Below are 19,355 nucleotides of genomic sequence, written 5' to 3' on the forward strand. Positions count from 1 at the left end.
CGGCCCATGACCGATGATATTCGCCTTGCCTTTGCGCACCCAAGTGAACGGGCAGAGGCAAGCAGTCAAACCCCGTGTGACAGAATTTCCTTGCGCGACTATGTTGTCGAAGTGGAAATAGGTGCGTTTCAGCAAGAGCGTGGGCATTTGCAACGGGTCCGTTTCAACGTCGTTGTCGAAGTTTCGCCGCTTGGCGTGATAGACGACGATGTCGACCGCATCCTTTCATATGATAAAGTGACCGAAGCGATCGGTACGGAGCTAGAGGCAGAGCGGATCAACTTGCTTGAGACCCTCGCTGCGCGCGTTGCAGAACGTATTTTGCTAGAACCCCAAGCGGAACGCGTGTTTGTACGTATCGAAAAGCTGGACCGGGGCCCGTTTTCATTGGGTGTTGAAATTGTACGCGCGCGTGATGGCGTTTCGGGTGCAGGACAAACCCATGTCGAAGCGCCGCATCCGCGCGTTGTATACTTATCTAACGAAGCAATGGCATCGCCGCATTTTGGCGGGTGGGTTGATCAGCTTGCTGATCGTGATGAGCCGCTGATTATCTGTGTTGGGCAAGCAGATGTTGCGGCACCACAGTCTAGCAATGCGCTTGCGCAGCGCCGCATCGATTTGCTTGCGATTGAACAGAACGCTTGGCTGCTTGCCAGTCGCGACCGCCGATGCATGGTCGTTGGGACCCGAACAGAGCTAGACTGGGCGATGAAGAACGAGCAAATTTGTGTCTGGGCACCATCAAAAATTGTTTTGGATGCGGTCGATGGTCCATCTGCAAGCCCACGCGCTGCCGTTGAACTGGCCGCTTGGTTCGCGCAAGAAATGACCGCGACCGAGCTGTTAGTAATCGGTGCTGAAGCGCCGGCATCATCGGTGCCCGTATGTGTAATGGATGGCACGCAACAGGCACTGTCATGACTGTATATTATCAGCCGATAGCGCGTATGGGCGGACATAGAAGCGCTGCGGCACATTTCATCGCGGGTGGGGCATGTTGGTTCGACCGGGCAATTGTTCGGCAACGTGGATGCGAAGACCGGCTCGTTAGTGTGGATACTTTACCCGCAGATGTTGTTGATCGGATTTCTGCGCCGCGTGCCGTGATTGCGGGTATGGCCATGGACGCCCCGCGGGTTATGGGGATCTTAAATGTAACGCCTGATAGTTTTTCTGACGGTGGCATGTTCATTGGGCAAGATGACGCTGTGCGTCACGCGCTGGCGATGGCTGATGCCGGTGCTGCGATCATTGATATTGGCGGTGAAAGCACACGACCGGGTGCGGAGACCGTGAGTGTCGACGATGAAATTGCACGTACCGCACCTGTTATCGCCGCGATCCGTGCAGTCAGTACAATTCCTATATCGATTGATACACGCAAAGCAGCCGTCGCAAAGGCAGCTATTGAAGCAGGGGCGAACCTCGTAAACGATGTGGCCGCACTTAGCTACGATGCCGATCTTGCTGATGTCACCGCGCGTTCTGGTCTTCCTGTGTGCCTCATGCATGCGCAGGGTGATCCGGCGACAATGCAAGACGATCCGCAATATGACGATGTATTGCTTGATGTGTACGATTATCTAGAACAGCGGGTTTGCACTGCCGAAGCGGCTGGTATTGCTAGGCATAGTATCGTTGTTGATCCCGGTATCGGTTTTGGTAAGTCGCTAGACCATAATCTAGCACTGTTGCGTGGACTTTCGCTGTTTCACGCATTGGGCTGTCCGATTTTGCTGGGTGCGTCTCGGAAAAAGTTCATCGGCACGTTAGGCGGTGGTGTATCAGCCACTGATCGTGTGGCAGGTTCGGTTGCCGTTGCGTTGCATGGCGCACGACAGGGGGTGCAACTTTTGCGGGTCCACGATACATTCGAAACCAAACAGGCGCTCGACCTGGAATGGGCAATAAATAAGGCAGTATAATCATGGCACGTAAGTTCTTTGGCACAGATGGTGTGCGCGGCAAGGCTAACATATATCCGATGACCGCTGACATGGCTTTGAAAATTGGGGCAGCGGCAGGCCGGTATTTCCGCAATGATGGATCGAACGGACACCGCGTTGTGATTGGGAAAGATACGCGGCTATCTGGCTATATGTTTGAAAACGCATTGACTGCGGGTTTGACAAGCACTGGAATGAACGTGCTGTTGCTTGGTCCTGTGCCAACACCCGCTGTTGGCTTGCTGACGACATCTATGCGTGCTGACGTTGGGATTATGATTTCGGCCAGCCATAATCCGCACCATGATAATGGCATTAAGTTTTTCGGTCCCGATGGGTTCAAGCTTTCAGACGACGCGGAAACCGACATAGAAACGCTGATCGAAAGTGAAATCGAACCGGCACAGTCGCAAAACATCGGTCGGGCAAAGCGCGTTGATGATGGGCGGTTCCGCTATGCTGAGCGTATTAAATCTACATTCCCACATGGTATGCGCTTAGATGGTTTGAAGGTGGTGATCGATTGCGCCAATGGCGCCGCCCATCGTGTCGCCCCAGAGGTACTTTGGGAACTTGGTGCTGAAGTTATTCCAGTGGGCGTTAGCCCGAATGGGCTGAACATCAACGAAAACTGCGGGTCGACCAGCACAGGGACGGCTGCGGCCAAGATACTTGAGACTGGTGCCGACGTCGGCATTTGCCTTGACGGTGACGCTGACCGCGTGATGATCATTGACGAAAATGGGCAGGTTGCAGATGGCGATCAGCTTATGGCGCTTATGGCGGCGCGTTGGGCGGATCAAGATCGCTTAAACGGCGGGACGCTTGTCGCGACAGTAATGTCAAACCTAGGCTTAGAGCGCTATCTTGACGGACGGGGACTGCGGCTGGAACGTACAGCCGTCGGTGACCGGTATGTGGTCGAGGCGATGCGCGCGAATGGTTGGAACCTTGGTGGGGAACAGTCCGGGCATATTGTCATGACGGACTATGCCACGACGGGTGATGGCCTGCTTGCGGGACTTCAGTTTTTGTCAGCGATGATTGAAACGGGGCAAAACGCCAGCGCATTGACCACGTCATTTGAAACGGTTCCTCAGCTCTTAAAAAACGTCCGCTATGCCGCAGGCCAAGATCCTTTGGCGGCAGCGTCTGTCCAAAAGGTAATCGCAGATGCCGAGGACAAACTGATTGGTAAAGGTCGGCTGCTCATCCGTAAGTCCGGGACAGAGCCGTTGATCCGGGTCATGGCGGAATGCGAAGATGATACGCTGCTGGCACAGGTTGTCGATGGTATCGTCGCTGAGGTTGAGACAGCCGTTTAAGCGCTATATCGATTACTCATGGGGAGCTTGTTGACAGGCGAGTGCGGATGGCGGGCTGCCCAATTGGCATTTGCGTCTCATATGGGTGTTTTGCGGCTATAAGCCTTTGTTTCCTTCATCAAGGCGGCTTCAAATGGGCTGGTAGGTTGCGCTTTGGTGTCTGGTTCCAGTGTAACGCTCTGGCGCAATGTGATTATGGCGATGCATTTGAACGCAAAAGTTTCCTGAAAGCATTCCACTGGCTTATCAGCAGTCCGCTCAGGATAAGTGCAAGTGCTGTGAAGAAACGGAGTGGTAAATCTTCACTGAGAATGACAGCCCCGAAAATCATTGACCAGACAGGCACCTGATAATTCACCAATGTCATGAAAATCGCGCCCGCAGATCGGATGATCAAAACCCGGATCAGCGCAGCAAGCGCGGTGGGGACAAAGCCAAGTAATACAATAGCGATGACCGTTCGATGATCGGTGGCTTGTGGGACACCTTCGAAGATTAGCATCGCAGGAATCAACGCGCAGGCGCCCACAACCAGAAACAATGCGGCCATTGTGATCGGATCTATGGGTGGGCAGCGTTGCGTCATAATAGCGGATATCGCGTAAGATAGCGCCGCAAGGATGCAGGCGATTTGTCCCAAAGGTTCCATCCCGGTGCCGATCCGTAAAACGCCGGGGCCGATCAGGACGAGCGCGCCAATGAATCCCAGCGTCACACCCAGTCCGTTGCGCAGGTTCATTTTCTCATCCGTGAACACATGGGCCAACGGCAGAACGAACAACGGCAGTACCGCCATCGAAATTCCGGCAAAGGCCGAGGGCACATATTGCTGCCCCCAGCTAAGCAGCGCAAAAGGCACCGCAGTATTCAACAGCCCGATAACCAGCAGGTATTTCACCATAGTACGTGTAAAGACGGGCAGCGGCCGACGCATCACGCGCATCAGCCCCAGCAGTGCCACAGCGCCCAAGCTGGTCCGCGCGCAGGCAACGGTTAGCGGTCCGTATCCTTCGAGCGCGATGGCAACGACCATAAACGTCCCGCCCCAGATTAATCCAAGCGCGAGGATCGATAGCCAATTAGACAGGCTTGGTTGGGTTGTCATCGCGCGCGTCCGCTATTCGTGAATTTCTCTGCTATCAGTGGGCGCCTGCGCACGATCATGCAACCCGTAGTCACGAGAAACTTCTGCAATACGAATACGATAATCGCTAAACACACCGTCACGGCCCACTGCTTGCGACCCGCGGTGTTCCATCGTGTTACGCCACTGCTTAACGGCGTCTTCGTCGGTAAAGAAAGATAGGGACAGCAGCTTGCTCGGGTCAGTTAGGCTTTGAAAGCGCTCAACGGAGATGAAGCCGGGAACCTGTGCTAGGATCGGCCGAAGCTGCGCTGCATGATCAAGATATGTATCGTGTTGGCCTTTGGCGGGGGTTACCTCAAATATAACGGCAATCATTGCGCGGCCCCATGCGGTGACGAAGCAATCCTTAGAACGGTGCGATCTTCGCGAAGGATAAACTTTTCCTTTTGCGCGAATTCATAGTTTTCGCGTCCCAGCGGATCTGCACTTAGGTGCTCGCGATAGGTTTCGTAGGCGGCAAGCGATGGGATGTTGTAGATGCCATATGCCAAGGTGGTCGATCCCTCGTGCGGGGCGTAATAACCAATAAGGTCAGCGCCGTTGCGCGGGATGGCTTGGCCCCAGTTGCGGGCATATGTTTCGAATTGCGATTTCTTGGTTGGGTCCATTTGGTATCGAATGATGCAGGTCAGCATTTGGGCTCCTTTGTTGTACGGGTTAGCATAGCAGGTAGATTTGCGCGAATGCTTCGGCTAATATCGAAGTATGAAGGAAGGTCCCGACATATCCCGTGTTGCCGCATTGATCGGTGATCCAGCCCGCGCGAACATGCTGACGGCGCTGATGACCGGTAAGGCGCTGACTGCAACGGAACTCGCCGCCGAGGCAGGGGTCACCGCGCAAACAGCAAGCGGGCATTTGGCGAAACTATTCGACGGTGGGTTGGTGCAATCGCGCAAGCAAGGCAGGCACAAATATTTTGCGCTCGCTCATGGAGATGTTGCTGTCGCCCTCGAAGGGCTGATGGGACTGGCAGGCGGAGAGCTGCGTACGCGTACGGGACCAAAGGATGCCGCGCTGCGACAGGTACGTGTGTGCTATAATCACCTAGCAGGCCAAATGGGCGTTCAAATGTTTTCTAGTTTGATTTTGCGTGGCTACATGCGTGATGATCCCGATGCGCCGATTTTGACGGCTAGTGGCCAAGAATTTATCGCACAGTTTGGCGTTGACCTTGATGCGTTATCCCAACAGCGCGCGCCATTGTGCCGCAGTTGTTTGGACTGGAGCGAACGTCGCACGCATCTTGCCGGGTCGCTTGGCCGGGCGATCTTAACCAAAATGGAACAATCCGGTTGGGTGAAACGCGACGATAAAAGCCGTGCGCTATTGTTTAGTCAGGCAGGCGCTTCTGCATTTCAGGTGGCGTTCCCGGAAACTGGCTGACGCTGCGTTTATCTTGAATAGGGGCGATCTATCGCGAAGCTATCAACATGACAGAACAACCCACAGACCCCGCAGAGATTTTTGACGCGCAGGCAGCACTTGTGCCGGACCGTCGCGTTAGTTTTGATTTCAGCGCACGCCGCGATGCGCTGTTGCGTTTGAAGCAGGCGATCATTGCGCGTGAAGGTGCGATCATTGAGGCGATTGGTGCTGACTTCGGGAAACATCCGGTTGAGGTGCGCCTGACCGAAATCGTACCGATCTACCAAGAGATCGGGGATGCGCTGCGCCATCTTCGGCGCTGGATGCGCCCCAAGCGCGTGATGCCAGGCCTTACGATGTTCGGAACATCGGGTCGGATACAGCCGACACCCAAAGGTACTTCCTTGATTATCGCGCCTTGGAACTTTCCGTTCATGTTGGCGCTTGGGCCGCTTGTTTCGGCGCTTGCCGCCGGTTGTTCCGCCGTTATCAAACCGTCGGAAATGACGCCTGCGACCTCGGCTGTGATTGCTGATGTTATCGCTGAAGCTTTTGAACCTGATTTGGTTGCGGTGGTGCAGGGCGGTCCTGACGTTGCGAACGCGCTATTAGAACAGCCGTTCGACCATATCTTCTTTACCGGCAGTCCGGCGGTCGGCAAAATCGTGATGGCAGCAGCGGCCAAGACACTTGCCAGTGTTACGCTTGAGTTGGGTGGCAAATCCCCTGTCGTCGTCGGGCCAGAAGCCAACGTTCACAAGGCTGCCAAGTGGATCGCATGGGGGCGTTTCATCAATGCGGGCCAAACCTGTGTCGCGCCAGACCACGTTTACGTTCACGAAAGCATCCATGACGCGCTTGCCGATGCTTTGCGTGCACGGATTACAAAGATGTACGGCACTGATCCCACGCAATCCCCTGCGCTGGCCAAGATAATAAACCCGCGTCATTGGGCGCGACTGACTGGCCTGATCGCTGACGCCGAAGGCAAAGGTGCAACGCGTGCCATCGGGACCTCCGACGAAGCCAGTCGAAAAATTTCGCCCACGATCTTGCTAGACACTCAGCCTGATATGGAAATCTCACGAGAAGAGATTTTCGGACCGGTGCTTCCGCTCATCAAATATAGCGATCTGTCGGATGTTATCGGGCAGATCAATGACGCACCGCACCCGCTCGCGCTTTATGTTTTTGGAGATGCCGAAACGGCGGATCGTGTGACCAATGGTACAACATCGGGTAGCGTTGGTGTGAATCTTACGATTCTACCGGTCATTCATCCGAACCTTCCTTTTGGTGGAGTCGGGAATTCTGGGATGGGCGCCGCGCATGGCAAGGCTGGGTTCGATGCGTTTAGCCACCTTCGGCCCGTACTGCAAAACAGATTTATTGCCTTGCCTATGATCTTTCCGCCCTACACGTCACGCGTTGAGAAACTGTCTAAGTTTCTGCTTCGCTTTGTGGGGCGCTAACGAAAAAGGGCTGGCGTTTCCGCCAGCCCCAATCACGTGAACTAAGCAGGCTTAGTTCTTTGCTTTGTCGACCATTTTGCCTTCGGAGATCCAAGGCATCATTGCGCGCAGCTTTGCACCAACCTGTTCGATCTGGTGCTCGTCGTTTGCACGACGGGACGCTTTGATTGTTGGCTGACCAACAGCGTTTTCCAGCATGAAGTCACGCACGAATTTGCCAGACTGAATGTCAGCAAGCGTTTCTTTCATCGCTTTCTTCGTCTGCTCATATGGCAGGATGCGTGGGCCAGAAACGTACTGACCGTATTCAGCAGTGTTCGAGATGGAGTAATCCATGTTCGCGATGCCGCCTTCATAGATCAGGTCAACGATCAGCTTGGTTTCGTGCAGGCACTCAAAGTAGGCCATTTCAGGCTCGTAACCAGCTTCGACCAGTGTTTCAAAGCCACAACGGATCAGTTCAACGATACCGCCACACAGAACGGCTTGTTCGCCGAACAGGTCAGTTTCGCATTCCTGACGGAAGTTGGTTTCGATGATGCCGGAACGACCGCCACCGATTGCAGAACAGTATGACAGGCCGATTTCGTGGGCTTTGCCAGACGCGTCAGTGTCGACAGCGATCAGGCAAGGCACGCCGCCACCTTTGGTGTATTCGCCGCGAACAGTGTGACCTGGGCCTTTTGGTGCCATCATGATCACGTCAACGCCTTCTTTTGGCTCGATCAAGCCAAAGTGCACGTTCAGGCCGTGTGCGAATGCGATTGCTGCACCTGGCTTGATGTTGTCGTGGACGTATTTTTTGTATGTTTCTGCCTGCAGTTCGTCGGGCATTGTGAACATGATCACATCACACCAAGCAGCAGCTTCTGCGATGCCCATAACCTTCAGGCCTTCGCCTTCAGCTTTGGCTTGTGAAGGAGAACCTTCACGCAGCGCAACAACAAGGTTCTTCGCGCCAGAATCACGCAGGTTCAGCGCATGCGCGTGACCTTGTGAACCATAGCCAAGAATAGCAACTTTTTTGTCTTTGATCAGGTTAACATCGCAATCGCGATCGTAATAAACGCGCATGTTCGCATTCCTTATTGGGTTATCTCTGATGCGGTTTATAGCGGTGTTTTGTGGGATAAGTGAGTGTTGATTTTATGTAATTTTCAGTTTGGATGTAATTGTTATTCGTCAAGTTGTAAAATATATGGAATATTATGCTTGATGATGTTGATCGCCGAATTCTACGCCTGCTTCAGGCGGACCCAGCACAACCCGTGCCGGAGCTTGCCTCTGCGACGGGCATGACCGCAGCCCGCGTAACGCGCCGTTTGGACCGATTGCGCGCGGACGGGGTTTTGATGCCAAGCCAAGCTGTGATTGATTGGCGTGCGCTTGGTTTCACCGTCGAGGTCAGTTTGCGCGTGACGCTGGATAAAACTGTTCCGCGCGCCTTTGACGATTTTCTATCGGCTGCCCGTCAGGTGCGGGCGGTTATCGAAATTCAGACCTTCTTGGGCCGTGTTGATGTGCGTCTATCGCTGATCGCGCGTGATTTGCCTGATTATCAACGTATCTACCGCGAAGAAATTCTGACCCTTCCGCACATCGCAGACATCGAGGCGCTGATGACAGTTGCCCGTTTGAAATACGACGAAAGCCTGCCGCTATGACCTTGGATGACATTGATCGGGAATTACTGAGGTCAGTTGCGCTAAATGCGGATCAGTCAACAACCCAGCTGGGACAAAAACTGGGGTTAAGCCAGCCTGCAACTTGGCGTCGGTTGCGGCGTTTGCAAGATGCAGGCGTGATTTCAGGGCGGCGTTTGGTATTGGACGCCGAGAAGGTCGGCTTTGGTGTGACTGTATTCTTGGGGGTAAAGCTCGCCACCAAAGGCCGGATCAGCCTAGAGGATTTTGAACGCGCCGTGTCGGCGATCCCCGAAGTTCAATCAGTCGAACACGTCTTGGGGCTTTACGATTATCGTTTGCGGGTTGTCGCGCGTGATTTGGCAGATTTTGAGCGCGTATTGCGACGGCGGGTCATGACCTTGCCGGGCGTGGGCAATGTCGAAGCAAATGTTTTGCTGTCCGAGGAACGTAGACCCGGGCCGCTTTAGCGCCCGGCACCTAGTCCCAATTCCATCAGCTTGCGGCGTACTGGGGTTAACCCATAAAGCATCTGAATGCCTTTGGCGCGCAGTTCCTGTGCCAATGCACCGCCCGAAATGGATGCCCGGTTCAGCGCATCAATACCTGCGATACGTAGCTTAATATCTGGATGGCGCGCGCGGGCGTAGGCATCAAGCATCTGACGATCACCCAACGCCGTTGGATTAGCCTGCGCCAGTTCCAAAAGGCTGGCCAGATCGCGCAGTGACATATTCAAACCCTGCGCTCCAATTGGGGGCGTGACATGGGCCGCTTCGGCGACAAGCGCCACGCGCGGTCCAGTGATCTTGTCCGCGATCTGACTAATGATCGGCCATACGCTGCGCTTGGATACAAGCGTTAGAGGGCCGTAAACACCGGCGGAACGATCATTCGCTGCGGCTTCGAATGCAGCTTGGTCCAGTTTACTTAGGAGAACTGCTTCGGGGCCGTGATCCATCCAGACCACAGCAGAACAAGGCTTGCCATCGTGATCGGGTAAGGGCACCAGCGTGAAGGGGCCACCGTCACGATGTATCTCGGTCGATACATTGTTATGCGGCGCATTATGGGTCACGGCAAAGGTAATCGCCTTTTGCCCATAGCGTTTTGTTTTTACGTCAATCTCAGCGGCATTACGTACGGCTGAACCGCGCCCGTCAGCACCAATTACCAGTTTTGCATCTAGCTGCGTGCCATCAGATAGGGTCACAATCGCGGATCGGTCGCGGGCCAACATGCTTTTGAAACCTGTGCCCGGGCGAAAATCGACATTTGGTAAGTCTTTTAACCGCGCAACCATTTCGCGGCGTAACAGCCAGTTGGGTAGGTTCCACCCAAATGGCTTGTCAGAGATATCTGCAGCGTCAAAATCGCGGATCACATGTGGATCAGCAGCTGCATCAACAATGCGCATGATCTGAAGTGGCGCCGCGAATGGGGCAAGGCACTGCCATAGACCCGCAGCCTCTAGGAATTGTTGTGCTGGCTGCAAAAATGCCGTGGTGCGCAAATCCGCGCCAGTCGCTTCGCTGCTTGTCACCGGGGGGGTCGGATCAACGATTGTAACATCAAAGCCTGCGGTGCCAAATGCAGCTGCAGCCGTGAGGCCAGCGACACCGCCACCTGCGATCAAAATATCGGTCGATTTGCGTTCCATAGGTCTGACATAGGGCGTTGATCGCGGCGCGGAAAGGGTTACCGCGTCACCTGCGACAAGAAATCTGTCAGGTCATCGGTGCTATGGTGAACATGCGGCGCATCCAGTGGCGTTTCATTCACGTGCACCGTCCGCATCCCAAGCGCGTGGGGAACCGCAAGATTGCGTGCCTCGTCTTCGAACATCGCGGCAGACGTAGGGGTCACTTCTGCGCGAGCAAAGACGGTGGCAAAGCTTTGTGCATGGGGTTTAGGCGTAAGTTCGGCATGTTCAATCGCGTAAACGGCGTCAAACGCATGTGACAAACCGCGCGCCTTTAGTACCCGCGTTGCATGGTAGTTCGATCCGTTCGTATAAACGATCTTGCGCCCGGGCAACACCCCAATAGCCTCGGCTAAATCAGGGGCTTTGGTCAGGTGCGAAATGTCGATATCGTGCACCTCGGCCAGAAAGTGATGCGGATCAACGTTATGTTCTTTCATCAGTCCTGCCAGCGTCGAACCATGCGTTTCCCAATAGGCGTTCGCTTGCTCAGCAGCGCGGTCTTTGTCAAAGCCCGTGACACGCATGACATAGGCGGCAAATTTCGGATCCATCAGCCCAAATAAATCAGCCGATGGATGATACAGCGTATTGTCGAGATCAAAGACCCAAGTGTCGACATGTTCAAAGTGTTCAGCAACCATGCGCGGAACCTATGCGACTGTTTCGCGCTGTACAATCAGTTTGGGTTGATTGCGGGGGGCTGGCAAGGGTAGGGTCGGCGGATCAAGAAAGGCCTAACGCCATGCACGATCCGCGCGGAACCCAAAAAGACGCTTACGCCCTTATTCTAGAGGCAATCGATAGCCACACCTACAAGCCGGGTGATCGATTGGTAGAAAGCGAGTTGGCTGAACGATTTGGCGTGTCGCGCACCCCGATTCGAGAGGCATTGCAACGACTTGAGACGCAATCCTTGCTAACGCGTGATGGTCGGTCGTTGATCGTGGCATCGCTAGATCATACCCAACTGTCCGAACTTTATGTGGTCCGTGGTGAACTTGAAGGGCTCGCGGCCCGGCTTGCAGCACGTCACGCGGCACCCGAAGAAATCAAAGTACTGCGGGACATGCTTGAAGATGACCGGAAGCTGGTCGGTGATCCTATGGCGCTTAGCCGTGCCAATCGGCGTTTTCATAAACAAATTCACCTTGCGTCACACAATAGATTCTTAGTGCGTCAGTTGGATTTGGTGCACCGGTCAATGGCATTGTTGGCGACCACATCACTTGCGGCCGAAGGGCGCGGGGCAGAAACGCTAGATGAACATACGGTTATAGTCGAAGCCATTGAGGCCGGCGATGGTGACGCAGCATATACAGCACTGCGAGACCATATTTCCGAGGCCTTTGTTACCCGTCTGCGGTTGGATGCCCAAGCGGTTGAGGCTGCGGAGTAGCGCGCGATTTCCAGCTTTGCGGCAATAGCAAACCATGCGCCGTTTTATCCCAATAGAATGGCTTTGTAACCAGTTCATATATCCCTTTGTAGGCTGCCAGTGCGCCCAATGGGAAATAGAGGCTGAGTGTGAAAGCCCACTTAAACAGCCAAGATTTATTTGCCTTGCCTAACGCGATGTAGGTCACAATCCATCCAATAAGTTCTGATATGATGAATAATCCTGATAGCATCCAAAAGGCCCACGGTTGCATAATCAAAGACAGTGGATGGGCCACACCCAAAACCGGAAGCCAGAATGTCCAAAGCAGTGGTGCCAAAACGAATTGCGATAGCGTCCCTAGGAACAGCAGTTGAACGCCGAAAAAACGCCATGCCCCGAGGTCGCGCCAAAGCTGGATAGGATCGCGCATGTGCACCCCGTATGTGATTGCATATCCCTTTAACCAACGTGATCTTTGTTTCACCCATGGCCACGCGCGACCGTTAGCTTCTTCTTCGGTGACGGTATCGATCAATGCCGTGCGATAACCGTGACGCGCCAGCCGAATTCCAAGATCAGCATCCTCAGTGACATTATGTGCGTCCCATCCACCAAGTTCATGCAGTGCGTCGCGCTTGAAGAACAGAGTGGTTCCGCCAAGTGGAACGGCCAGCCCTAACCGCTGTAACCCGGGAAGTATAACACGGAACCAACTCGCGTATTCGATTGTAAAACAACGCGTTAGCCAATTCGCGCTGGCATTGTAATAATCTAACTTCCCTTGCAAGCACACAACATCTGGTGCGGCGTTTGCAAATTCATCTGCAACCTTGTGAAGCTGGTCCGGGGCTGGCGCATCCTCGGCATCCCAGACACCGATGATGCTCCCTCGAGCGAAGTCCAAGGCATAATTTAAGGCGCGTGGTTTTGTTTTGATTGCCCCTTTGGGAACGATGATTGGGCGGATACCTTGGGGCAATGTTGTACGGCCAAGCGTCGCGCGCGTGGTCAGGTCGTCTGCCTCTAATACAAGGCAGACTTCAAGCAGCTCGCGTGGATAGTTAAGCGCAGTGAGACGGGCCAACAGATGTTCAGCAATCGCGGTTTCATTATAAAGTGGGACCAGCATCGTGATGACAGGCAGGCGGGCAGGGGTAACATTATTGGGGTTTGGTTTGGCTGACTGCCAGCCAATGATCGCCGCCGCAATTTTAAGGGCGGTGGTCATGATAAGCGTAAGTATTGCCCAAGCAACCAGTATTCCCAGCAACGCAACTGGGCTAAATACAAACGCAAGCAAGAAACCTAAGAACGCGGTTATACCAACGAAAAAGGCATGTTTCGGGTTCCAGTCACGGCAACTGTCTTGCACGGGTGTCTTTGTTTCTGCATTCGCGACAAGATCGTCTTTGCATTCGTGTGCGATTGCGCGACCAAGCTGGTCATCCGTGGTGATGGCCATGCGTATCGGGCCATATTGTGCCGAGAGTTGCGCGATATGTACTGCAAATTCATCCGGTCGTGCGGATAGTATAATTGTATACCCACCAATTTTTCGCCATGGAATGATCCCCGTTTGTAAGCATTTGGTCGCGCCAAATTCACGGATGAGCGTTGTATCTGGTGGTTCGGTCACTGGGTCGACTATCTGGGTTTTGTATTGGGTTGATTGCGCTAATGCGATGGAATACTGTGAAATGCCAAACCGAGACGTAAGCACGTCAGCCAGCCGTAGCCCACGTAACTGTGCAATATTTTCTGCTTCACTCGCCAGTTGGGCGGATAAAAAACCGTGAAATATCAGTTCTTTGGGAAGAAAAGTTTGGATAGCGCCCGATCTGATGCGGGCGCTATCACGCAGAAATTCATTTTGGACGCGAGACATGATCAACCCAACTGCTACCAGCCAGATGATGTGCCCAATACGGTTAACGTTCGGTTAAAGTAATTAGGCGTCCATTGCCGCAGCAAAGCGTTCAAACAGATAGTAGCTATCTTGTGGTCCAGGGCTTGCTTCTGGGTGGTATTGAACGCTGAACACTGGACGATCTGCGACTTTAATTCCACAGTTGCTACCGTCAAACAGCGATACATGCGTTTCGACCACGCCTTCGGGCAGTGTTTGTGCATCCACCGTGAACCCGTGGTTCATCGATGTGATCTCAACCTTGCCAGTTTCGTTGTCTTTCACCGGGTGGTTTGCACCATGGTGGCCGTGGTTCATTTTGATCGTTTTTGCACCCAACGCTAACGCAAGCATTTGGTGACCCAAGCAAATCCCAAAGACGGGGATGTTCGCACCAAGCACACCTTTGATCATTGGAACTGCGTATTCGCCTGTCGCAGCTGGGTCGCCCGGGCCATTTGACAAAAAGACACCATCTGGGTTCAGAGCAAGCACGTCTTCGGCAGTCGCAGTGGCTGGTAGAACCGTGACTTCACAGCCAGCACTTGCAAGGCAACGTAAGATGTTGCGTTTTGCACCAAAATCAACAGCAACAACTTTGTGACGTGGTTCTGTTTGTGTGCCAAACCCGTCAGGCCATGCCCAGCGGGTTTCGTTCCAGCTATATGATTGGGCACAGGTGACTTCTTTCGCAAGATCAAGGCCTTCGAGGCCCGCAAAATCACGTGCTTTTTGAACCAGTGCGGCAATGTCAAAATTACCGTCTGGATCATGTGCCAAAGCAACATGTGGCGCACCTTGCTGACGGATTGCGCGGGTCAAGCGACGTGTGTCGATCCCGCCCATTCCGATCCGATTCCGGCTTGTAAGCCATGTCGTCAGGTTTTGGGTCATGCGCCAGTTTGATGGCTCTGTTGGGTCCCATTTTACAACCATTCCTTCGGCGACCGGGTCCGCAGTTTCGTCATCTTCTGGGGTAACACCAGTGTTACCAATATGGGGGAACGTAAATGTCACGACTTGCCCGGCATAGGACGGATCAGTCATGATTTCCTGATACCCAGTCATTGCCGTGTTAAAGCAAAGCTCTGCAACGGTTTCGCCGGTTGCGCCAAATCCGATCCCGTAAAAGATCGTGCCATCCGCAAGTGCCAAGCAGGCTGTTGGTTTCTGCGTCATCCCATGTCTCCGATCAGTCAAATTGGGCCGGGTTTACGAGGGCAAGAAGGCAGGGTCAAGGCCGTATCGCGCCCTTTGAAACAAGGGGGTGACGCTGCGCACACTCGGCTTGTCTTACGCAAACACCCGGATTAAGGTGGCCTTTCGTTTTAAGCTTCGTGATCGGGAAAACTCATGGACATGCGCGACCGGCTAACTTTGGCCCTTAAGGATGCGATGAAGTCAAAAGAGGCTGACCGCCTTTCGACATTGCGGCTGATTAATGCAGCCATCAAAGATAAAGATATTGCCCTGCGTGGCACCGCCGATGAAGAAGGCGGTGTGAGCGACGCAGATGTGCTTGGCATTCTGGGGAGAATGGTCAAGCAGCGCCAAGAAAGCGCGCGCGCCTATGAAGAAGGCGGGCGGCTTGAATTGGCTGAAAAGGAATTGTCTGAAATCAAAGTGATAGAAGACTTTTTGCCACGCCAGCTTTCGCCGGAAGAGGCGGAGCAGGCGGTCGAGGCTGCAATTGCAGATGCCGGTGCCGAAAACATTCGTGATATGGGCAAAGTGATGGCGGTTTTGAAAGCCAAATACACAGGCCGTATGGATTTCGGTAAAGCTGGTCCAATGGTGAAGGCGCGATTAGGATAAAGATTCCGGGCGTTTGCTAACGAAACGCCCGTTTAAGATCATCATATAAAGCTGCGCGTTCTGACACATCTAAAAATGCGCCAAGTTCAACTTCGCGGTCGCCGCCGCGAAGTGTGATGTAATTCTCGACAGGGCCGCCTTTGGGGTGGAATTGGACCGTGACCCAATATCGGTTTGCTTGCCAAGTTTGTTTGCTGCCATCAGGGTTATTGCGCACTAAATGGGCGGTCGTGTTGTCGACGGACAGTTCCTCAAGAACTTCACCCCGGCTGTAGCTGACGTTGATGGCCCACCACAGTCCTGAAAACATCAGGACAAAGAATGGAAGAACATACCACATTGCGCCGGTACCCAGCACTGCCATTAGCGGGATCAAGATCAGCGATGCCGTACCACCCATGAAAATGACAAAGTCTTTGCGAAGCAACGACCGATAGGGCCAAAGACTTAACCGCCAATTGGTATGATGATCTGTCGGTCGTGGATTCCATTCATAAGGCATGTTTTAAGTTTATGCCTTGGCTTCGCTGAGGGAAACGTGCGCGTTTGTCGCGCTGGCTAATGGAAGTCAGCAAATCATAAACAGAGTTGTTTTCTGTCTGGTCAAGAAACCACTGGCTATCGCCGTTTGTTGTTGCCGACCGAAGGGCAGCAACGAGGGGCTAAATGGCCGCTCGCAACGGGTCGGAAAGCTACTTTGTTGGTGTTTTAAGCCCATAAAAATTTAGTATTTTGGTTGCCCTATGTAGTGCTTCGATGCTTTCTGAATAAAAGAATATGTTGCCTTCCCAAAATTCGATGTAGTCGGTTGAACCACTTGTCAGTAATTTGGCATCCCAATTTCCGACGCTGAGTAATATGCAAAGAGTGGCCAGTTCCTCAGCCTCAGTACGTTGTTGATGCGTACCTGCTAACTGGTCCATCAACTCATCCGATAGTGGTCCGAGGAGTATGCCGGGGTTTTCCGCGAGATGATTGGAAGGTAAATCATCGCCTAATATTTTGAGGAAATTACGTTTTTGGGAAAGAAAACCATCGCTGAAGTGGTCAATCCAAAGCAGCCGATGTGTGCTTTTGGGATGCCAGTCTGCCATAGATAGAAAGACGTAAGAGAGGTTGAACGGGTCCAGGTCAAGAAAGCGCCCGATCCGTTCTGATTTGTCCGTACCGTTGCCAATTCTGTATAGTAGTCGCCTATACTCAGGATTCTCTAGCGACACTGCGAACTTGTCATCACCCAAGTATTTGATCGCCTCTGTGATGTTGAGCGACTTCACTGTTACCTACTCGATCAATCTTGCTATTTGAACGACGATAGATTGGCTTCTAAAGTTAGTCAATTTGTGCTCTGAGTTGACATTGTTCTGCATAACAAAAGGCCCCACAAAATTGTGAGGCCTTTTCTTGGTTAATGAGCAGCTTAGTGAGCGGGTTGTTTGTCCCAGTCTTCCTGCTTTGGAAGTGTCTCGAATGTGTGCTCTGGAGGAGGGCAGGGCAGTGTCCATTCAAGAGTATCCGCGAATTCGTTCCATGGGTTGTTCTCGGTCACGCGCTTACCTTTTGTCAGCGTCCAAACCATCACACCGATGAAGAACACAAACGAAGCGAATGACAGGAACGCGCCCCAGCTGGAAACAAGGTTCCAAGTTGCGAACGCATCTGGGTAGTCGATGTAACGACGCGGCATACCCTGACGACCCAAGAAGTGCTGTGGGAAGAAGGTCATGTTTGCGCCGATGAACATCATCCAGAAGTGCAGTTTACCAGCCCATTCCGGTGCCATACGGCCCGAGAATTTTGGCAGGTAAAAGTAGATACCCGCGAAGATCGAGAAGATTGCACCCAGCGACATAACATAGTGGAAGTGAGCAACCACATAATATGTGTCATGGTAAACGCGGTCTACGCCAGCCTGTGACAGCACGATGCCCGTAACGCCACCAACTGTGAACAAGAACAAGAAGCCAAACGCCCAGATCATAGGTGTGCGGAACTCAATAGAGCCGCCCCACATGGTTGCGATCCAAGAGAAGATTTTAACCCCAGTTGGAACCGCGATCACCATTGTTGCCAGCATAAAGTAGGACTGCTGTGTCAGGGACATACCAACGGTGTACATGTGGTGCGCCCAAACGACAAAGCCCAGAACACCAATTGCTACCATCGCGTAAACCATCGGCAGGTAGCCAAAGATTGGTTTGCGAGAGAACGTCGCGATGATGTGGCTGATGATACCGAAGCCAGGGATGATGATGATGTACACTTCTGGGTGTCCAAAGAACCACAGAATGTGCTGATACAAGATCGGGTCACCGCCGCCTTCTGGCTGGAAGAACGTGGTGCCAAAGTTACGGTCAGTCAGCAGCATTGTGATCGCGCCAGCCAAGACGGGCAGGGCAAGAAGGATCAGCCAAGAAGTTACAAAGATAGACCAAGCGAATAGCGGCACTTTGTGCAGGGTCATGCCCGGAGCACGCATGTTCAAAAATGTTGTGATCATGTTGATCGCACCAAGGATCGAAGAGGCACCAGAAAGGTGAACCGCAAAGATCGCGAGATCCATCGACATGCCGCCCTCAGAGGTCGACAGCGGAGGGTACAGAACCCAACCAACGCCGGAACCTAGTTGACCGTTACCACCCGGTGTAAGCATCGAAGCAACACCCAATGAAGCACCCGCAACGAACATCCAGTAAGACAGGTTGTTCAGGCGTGGGAACGCCATGTCCGGAGCACCAATTTGCAGGGGCATAAGGTAGTTACCAAAACCACCAAATAGGGCAGGGATAACAACAAAGAACATCATTAGAACGCCGTGATAGGTGATCATCACGTTCCAAAGGTGCCCGTTTGGTGTACATTCAGCCGCGCTATCAGCGATGAAACGTGCGCCTTCTAGACACATGTACTGAACGCCCGGATGCATCAATTCTAGACGCATATAGACAGTGAACAGCACAGAAACGAAACCTAGTGCACCAGCGGTGAACAGGTACAGAATCCCGATATCTTTATGGTTTGTCGACATAAACCACCGGGTAAAGAACCCCCGGTCGTCGTGATGTTCGTCGCCGTGGATGGCTGCATCTGCCATTTTGGCTCTCCTCGTGTTGGCTACTATGCGACGGCGCCGATTCCGAAGAATGACGCGCGTTTGGGCTGGTTCTAATGCGTTGGGCGTAAAGGGGCAATAAAGGAAGCGCGTTTCGGGCTGGGTTATATTGGCGCAGGCGGTCTGGCAGAGGTCGCTGCACACGATATTTTATTTCTGCCGGGGTTACTTTTTAAGCAACTGGAAACGCCTTGCGGGCAGTCTGTGGGTGGAGCTCAGCTTTGAGAAGCTGGCAGCGTATTTTTGATTTCAGTACGGGTCCTGGTCCTGCGAATGACGCCATTGTGTTCGGACAGCTTGGCAACTCGAACGACATATTTTTCGAAGTTTATGACGATAGTTCTGGCGGTTCCGACAATGGTACGCGCCATCGCATTATTGTTGAAGATGCGATCATCGAAGGTGAACGTGCAACTTGGAACGTCACTATTGATGACACCGTGCTTTGCCCCCTGAAAACTGGATCACTTTGAGTTAGAGTTTCCGACTGCTATTTTTCTGGCTGGAAGAAGGAGTGGGCGCGATGAAAGCATCC

General features: G+C 53.1%; 21 protein-coding genes. 10 read left to right on the forward strand and 11 right to left on the reverse strand.

The annotated features are described in order from the left end of the window. Window positions 1-6 precede the first annotated feature (6 nt). From CLV80_RS08395 to glmM, 3 genes are read left to right on the forward strand one after another with little or no spacing between them, the layout of a single operon-like run. A complete protein-coding gene (locus CLV80_RS08395) occupies window positions 7-924 on the forward strand; it encodes a dihydroneopterin aldolase (RefSeq protein WP_106356864.1) in 918 nt (305 codons plus the stop codon). After that, entirely contained in the window at window positions 921-1,928 is a 1,008-nt protein-coding gene (gene folP / locus CLV80_RS08400; protein WP_106356866.1) for a dihydropteroate synthase, read from the forward strand. The genes CLV80_RS08395 and folP overlap by 4 nt, the downstream gene beginning before the upstream one ends. Before the next feature lie 2 nt (window positions 1,929-1,930). Next, entirely contained in the window at window positions 1,931-3,274 is a 1,344-nt protein-coding gene (gene glmM / locus CLV80_RS08405; protein WP_106356868.1) for a phosphoglucosamine mutase, read from the forward strand. Window positions 3,275-3,467: 193 nt separating this feature from the next. Here glmM and CLV80_RS08410 read toward each other — a convergent pair whose 3' ends face one another. Genes CLV80_RS08410 through CLV80_RS08420 form a run of 3 tightly spaced genes read right to left on the reverse strand, consistent with a single transcriptional unit; the run spans window position 3,468 to window position 5,056 of the window. Further along, window positions 3,468-4,379, reverse strand: a complete 912-nt coding sequence (locus CLV80_RS08410) for a DMT family transporter (RefSeq protein ID WP_106356870.1) — start codon at window positions 4,377-4,379, stop codon at window positions 3,468-3,470. A gap of 12 nt (window positions 4,380-4,391) precedes the next feature. Then, entirely contained in the window at window positions 4,392-4,736 is a 345-nt protein-coding gene (locus CLV80_RS08415) for an antibiotic biosynthesis monooxygenase family protein (protein ID WP_106356872.1), read from the reverse strand. Further along, window positions 4,733-5,056 (reverse strand): NIPSNAP family protein, encoded by a 324-nt coding sequence (locus tag CLV80_RS08420; RefSeq protein ID WP_106356874.1) that lies wholly within the window; start codon window positions 5,054-5,056, stop codon window positions 4,733-4,735. Before CLV80_RS08420 ends, CLV80_RS08415 begins: the two co-directional genes overlap by 4 nt. Before the next feature lie 70 nt (window positions 5,057-5,126). On the opposite strand from CLV80_RS08420, the gene CLV80_RS08425 reads away from it, so the two are divergent. Both CLV80_RS08425 and CLV80_RS08430 read left to right on the forward strand, forming a co-directional pair. Continuing rightward, complete coding sequence (locus tag CLV80_RS08425) at window positions 5,127-5,807, forward strand: ArsR/SmtB family transcription factor (RefSeq protein ID WP_106356876.1); 681 nt, start codon at window positions 5,127-5,129, stop codon at window positions 5,805-5,807. Between the two features lie 47 nt (window positions 5,808-5,854). Further along, a complete protein-coding gene (locus tag CLV80_RS08430) occupies window positions 5,855-7,261 on the forward strand; it encodes an aldehyde dehydrogenase family protein (protein ID WP_106356879.1) in 1,407 nt (468 codons plus the stop codon). Window positions 7,262-7,312: 51 nt separating this feature from the next. Here the strand turns inward: CLV80_RS08430 and ilvC are convergent, their stop codons facing one another. Continuing rightward, window positions 7,313-8,335, reverse strand: coding sequence for a ketol-acid reductoisomerase (gene ilvC, locus CLV80_RS08435; protein ID WP_106356881.1), 1,023 nt, complete (start codon window positions 8,333-8,335; stop codon window positions 7,313-7,315). A gap of 134 nt (window positions 8,336-8,469) precedes the next feature. On the opposite strand from ilvC, the gene CLV80_RS08440 reads away from it, so the two are divergent. Together CLV80_RS08440 and CLV80_RS08445 are read left to right on the forward strand one after the other, a co-directional pair. Beyond that, the gene (locus tag CLV80_RS08440; protein ID WP_106356883.1) at window positions 8,470-8,925 is read left to right on the forward strand and encodes an Lrp/AsnC family transcriptional regulator; all 456 of its coding nucleotides are present in this window, start codon (window positions 8,470-8,472) and stop codon (window positions 8,923-8,925) included. After that, on the forward strand, window positions 8,922-9,374 hold the full coding sequence (locus CLV80_RS08445; RefSeq protein WP_106356886.1) for an Lrp/AsnC family transcriptional regulator: 453 nt from the start codon (window positions 8,922-8,924) through the stop codon (window positions 9,372-9,374). The genes CLV80_RS08440 and CLV80_RS08445 overlap by 4 nt, the downstream gene beginning before the upstream one ends. On the opposite strand, the gene CLV80_RS08450 is transcribed toward CLV80_RS08445, so the two are convergent. Next, a complete protein-coding gene (locus CLV80_RS08450; protein WP_106356888.1) occupies window positions 9,371-10,564 on the reverse strand; it encodes a UbiH/UbiF family hydroxylase in 1,194 nt (397 codons plus the stop codon). The two genes, CLV80_RS08445 and CLV80_RS08450, sit on opposite strands and share 4 nt — an antisense overlap. 38 nt (window positions 10,565-10,602) lie before the next feature. Next, window positions 10,603-11,250, reverse strand: a complete 648-nt coding sequence (locus CLV80_RS08455; protein ID WP_106356890.1) for a pyrimidine 5'-nucleotidase — start codon at window positions 11,248-11,250, stop codon at window positions 10,603-10,605. A 101-nt stretch (window positions 11,251-11,351) separates the two neighbouring features. On the opposite strand from CLV80_RS08455, the gene CLV80_RS08460 reads away from it, so the two are divergent. Continuing rightward, window positions 11,352-12,005: a GntR family transcriptional regulator gene (locus tag CLV80_RS08460; protein WP_106356893.1), complete on the forward strand. Its 654-nt coding sequence runs from the start codon at window positions 11,352-11,354 to the stop codon at window positions 12,003-12,005. On the opposite strand, the gene CLV80_RS08465 is transcribed toward CLV80_RS08460, so the two are convergent. Together CLV80_RS08465 and carA are read right to left on the reverse strand one after the other, a co-directional pair. Continuing rightward, window positions 11,959-13,872, reverse strand: a complete 1,914-nt coding sequence (locus CLV80_RS08465; RefSeq protein ID WP_106356895.1) for a glycosyltransferase family 2 protein — start codon at window positions 13,870-13,872, stop codon at window positions 11,959-11,961. The genes CLV80_RS08460 and CLV80_RS08465 overlap by 47 nt on opposite strands. 63 nt (window positions 13,873-13,935) lie before the next feature. Further along, complete coding sequence (gene carA / locus CLV80_RS08470; protein WP_106356897.1) at window positions 13,936-15,072, reverse strand: glutamine-hydrolyzing carbamoyl-phosphate synthase small subunit; 1,137 nt, start codon at window positions 15,070-15,072, stop codon at window positions 13,936-13,938. A gap of 174 nt (window positions 15,073-15,246) precedes the next feature. Between carA and CLV80_RS08475 the strand changes: the two genes are divergently transcribed. Continuing rightward, the gene (locus CLV80_RS08475; RefSeq protein WP_106356900.1) at window positions 15,247-15,708 is read left to right on the forward strand and encodes a GatB/YqeY domain-containing protein; all 462 of its coding nucleotides are present in this window, start codon (window positions 15,247-15,249) and stop codon (window positions 15,706-15,708) included. Window positions 15,709-15,724: 16 nt separating this feature from the next. Here CLV80_RS08475 and CLV80_RS08480 read toward each other — a convergent pair whose 3' ends face one another. The 3 genes from CLV80_RS08480 to ctaD all read right to left on the reverse strand — a co-directional run bounded on the left by CLV80_RS08480 (window position 15,725) and on the right by ctaD (window position 18,802). Then, window positions 15,725-16,210: a DUF2244 domain-containing protein gene (locus tag CLV80_RS08480; protein ID WP_106356902.1), complete on the reverse strand. Its 486-nt coding sequence runs from the start codon at window positions 16,208-16,210 to the stop codon at window positions 15,725-15,727. A gap of 190 nt (window positions 16,211-16,400) precedes the next feature. Next, window positions 16,401-16,985 carry a hypothetical protein gene (locus CLV80_RS08485; protein WP_106356904.1) on the reverse strand — a complete coding sequence of 195 codons (585 nt, stop codon included), beginning with the start codon at window positions 16,983-16,985 and terminating at the stop codon, window positions 16,401-16,403. 143 nt (window positions 16,986-17,128) lie between these two features. Next, complete coding sequence (ctaD, locus tag CLV80_RS08490; RefSeq protein ID WP_106356906.1) at window positions 17,129-18,802, reverse strand: cytochrome c oxidase subunit I; 1,674 nt, start codon at window positions 18,800-18,802, stop codon at window positions 17,129-17,131. A 239-nt stretch (window positions 18,803-19,041) separates the two neighbouring features. Here ctaD and CLV80_RS08495 point away from each other — a divergent pair, with 239 nt between their 5' ends. After that, window positions 19,042-19,293, forward strand: coding sequence for a hypothetical protein (locus CLV80_RS08495; RefSeq protein WP_106356908.1), 252 nt, complete (start codon window positions 19,042-19,044; stop codon window positions 19,291-19,293). Window positions 19,294-19,355 lie beyond the last annotated feature (62 nt).

Source organism: Yoonia maritima (assembly GCF_003003285.1).
GTDB lineage: Bacteria > Pseudomonadota > Alphaproteobacteria > Rhodobacterales > Rhodobacteraceae > Yoonia > Yoonia maritima.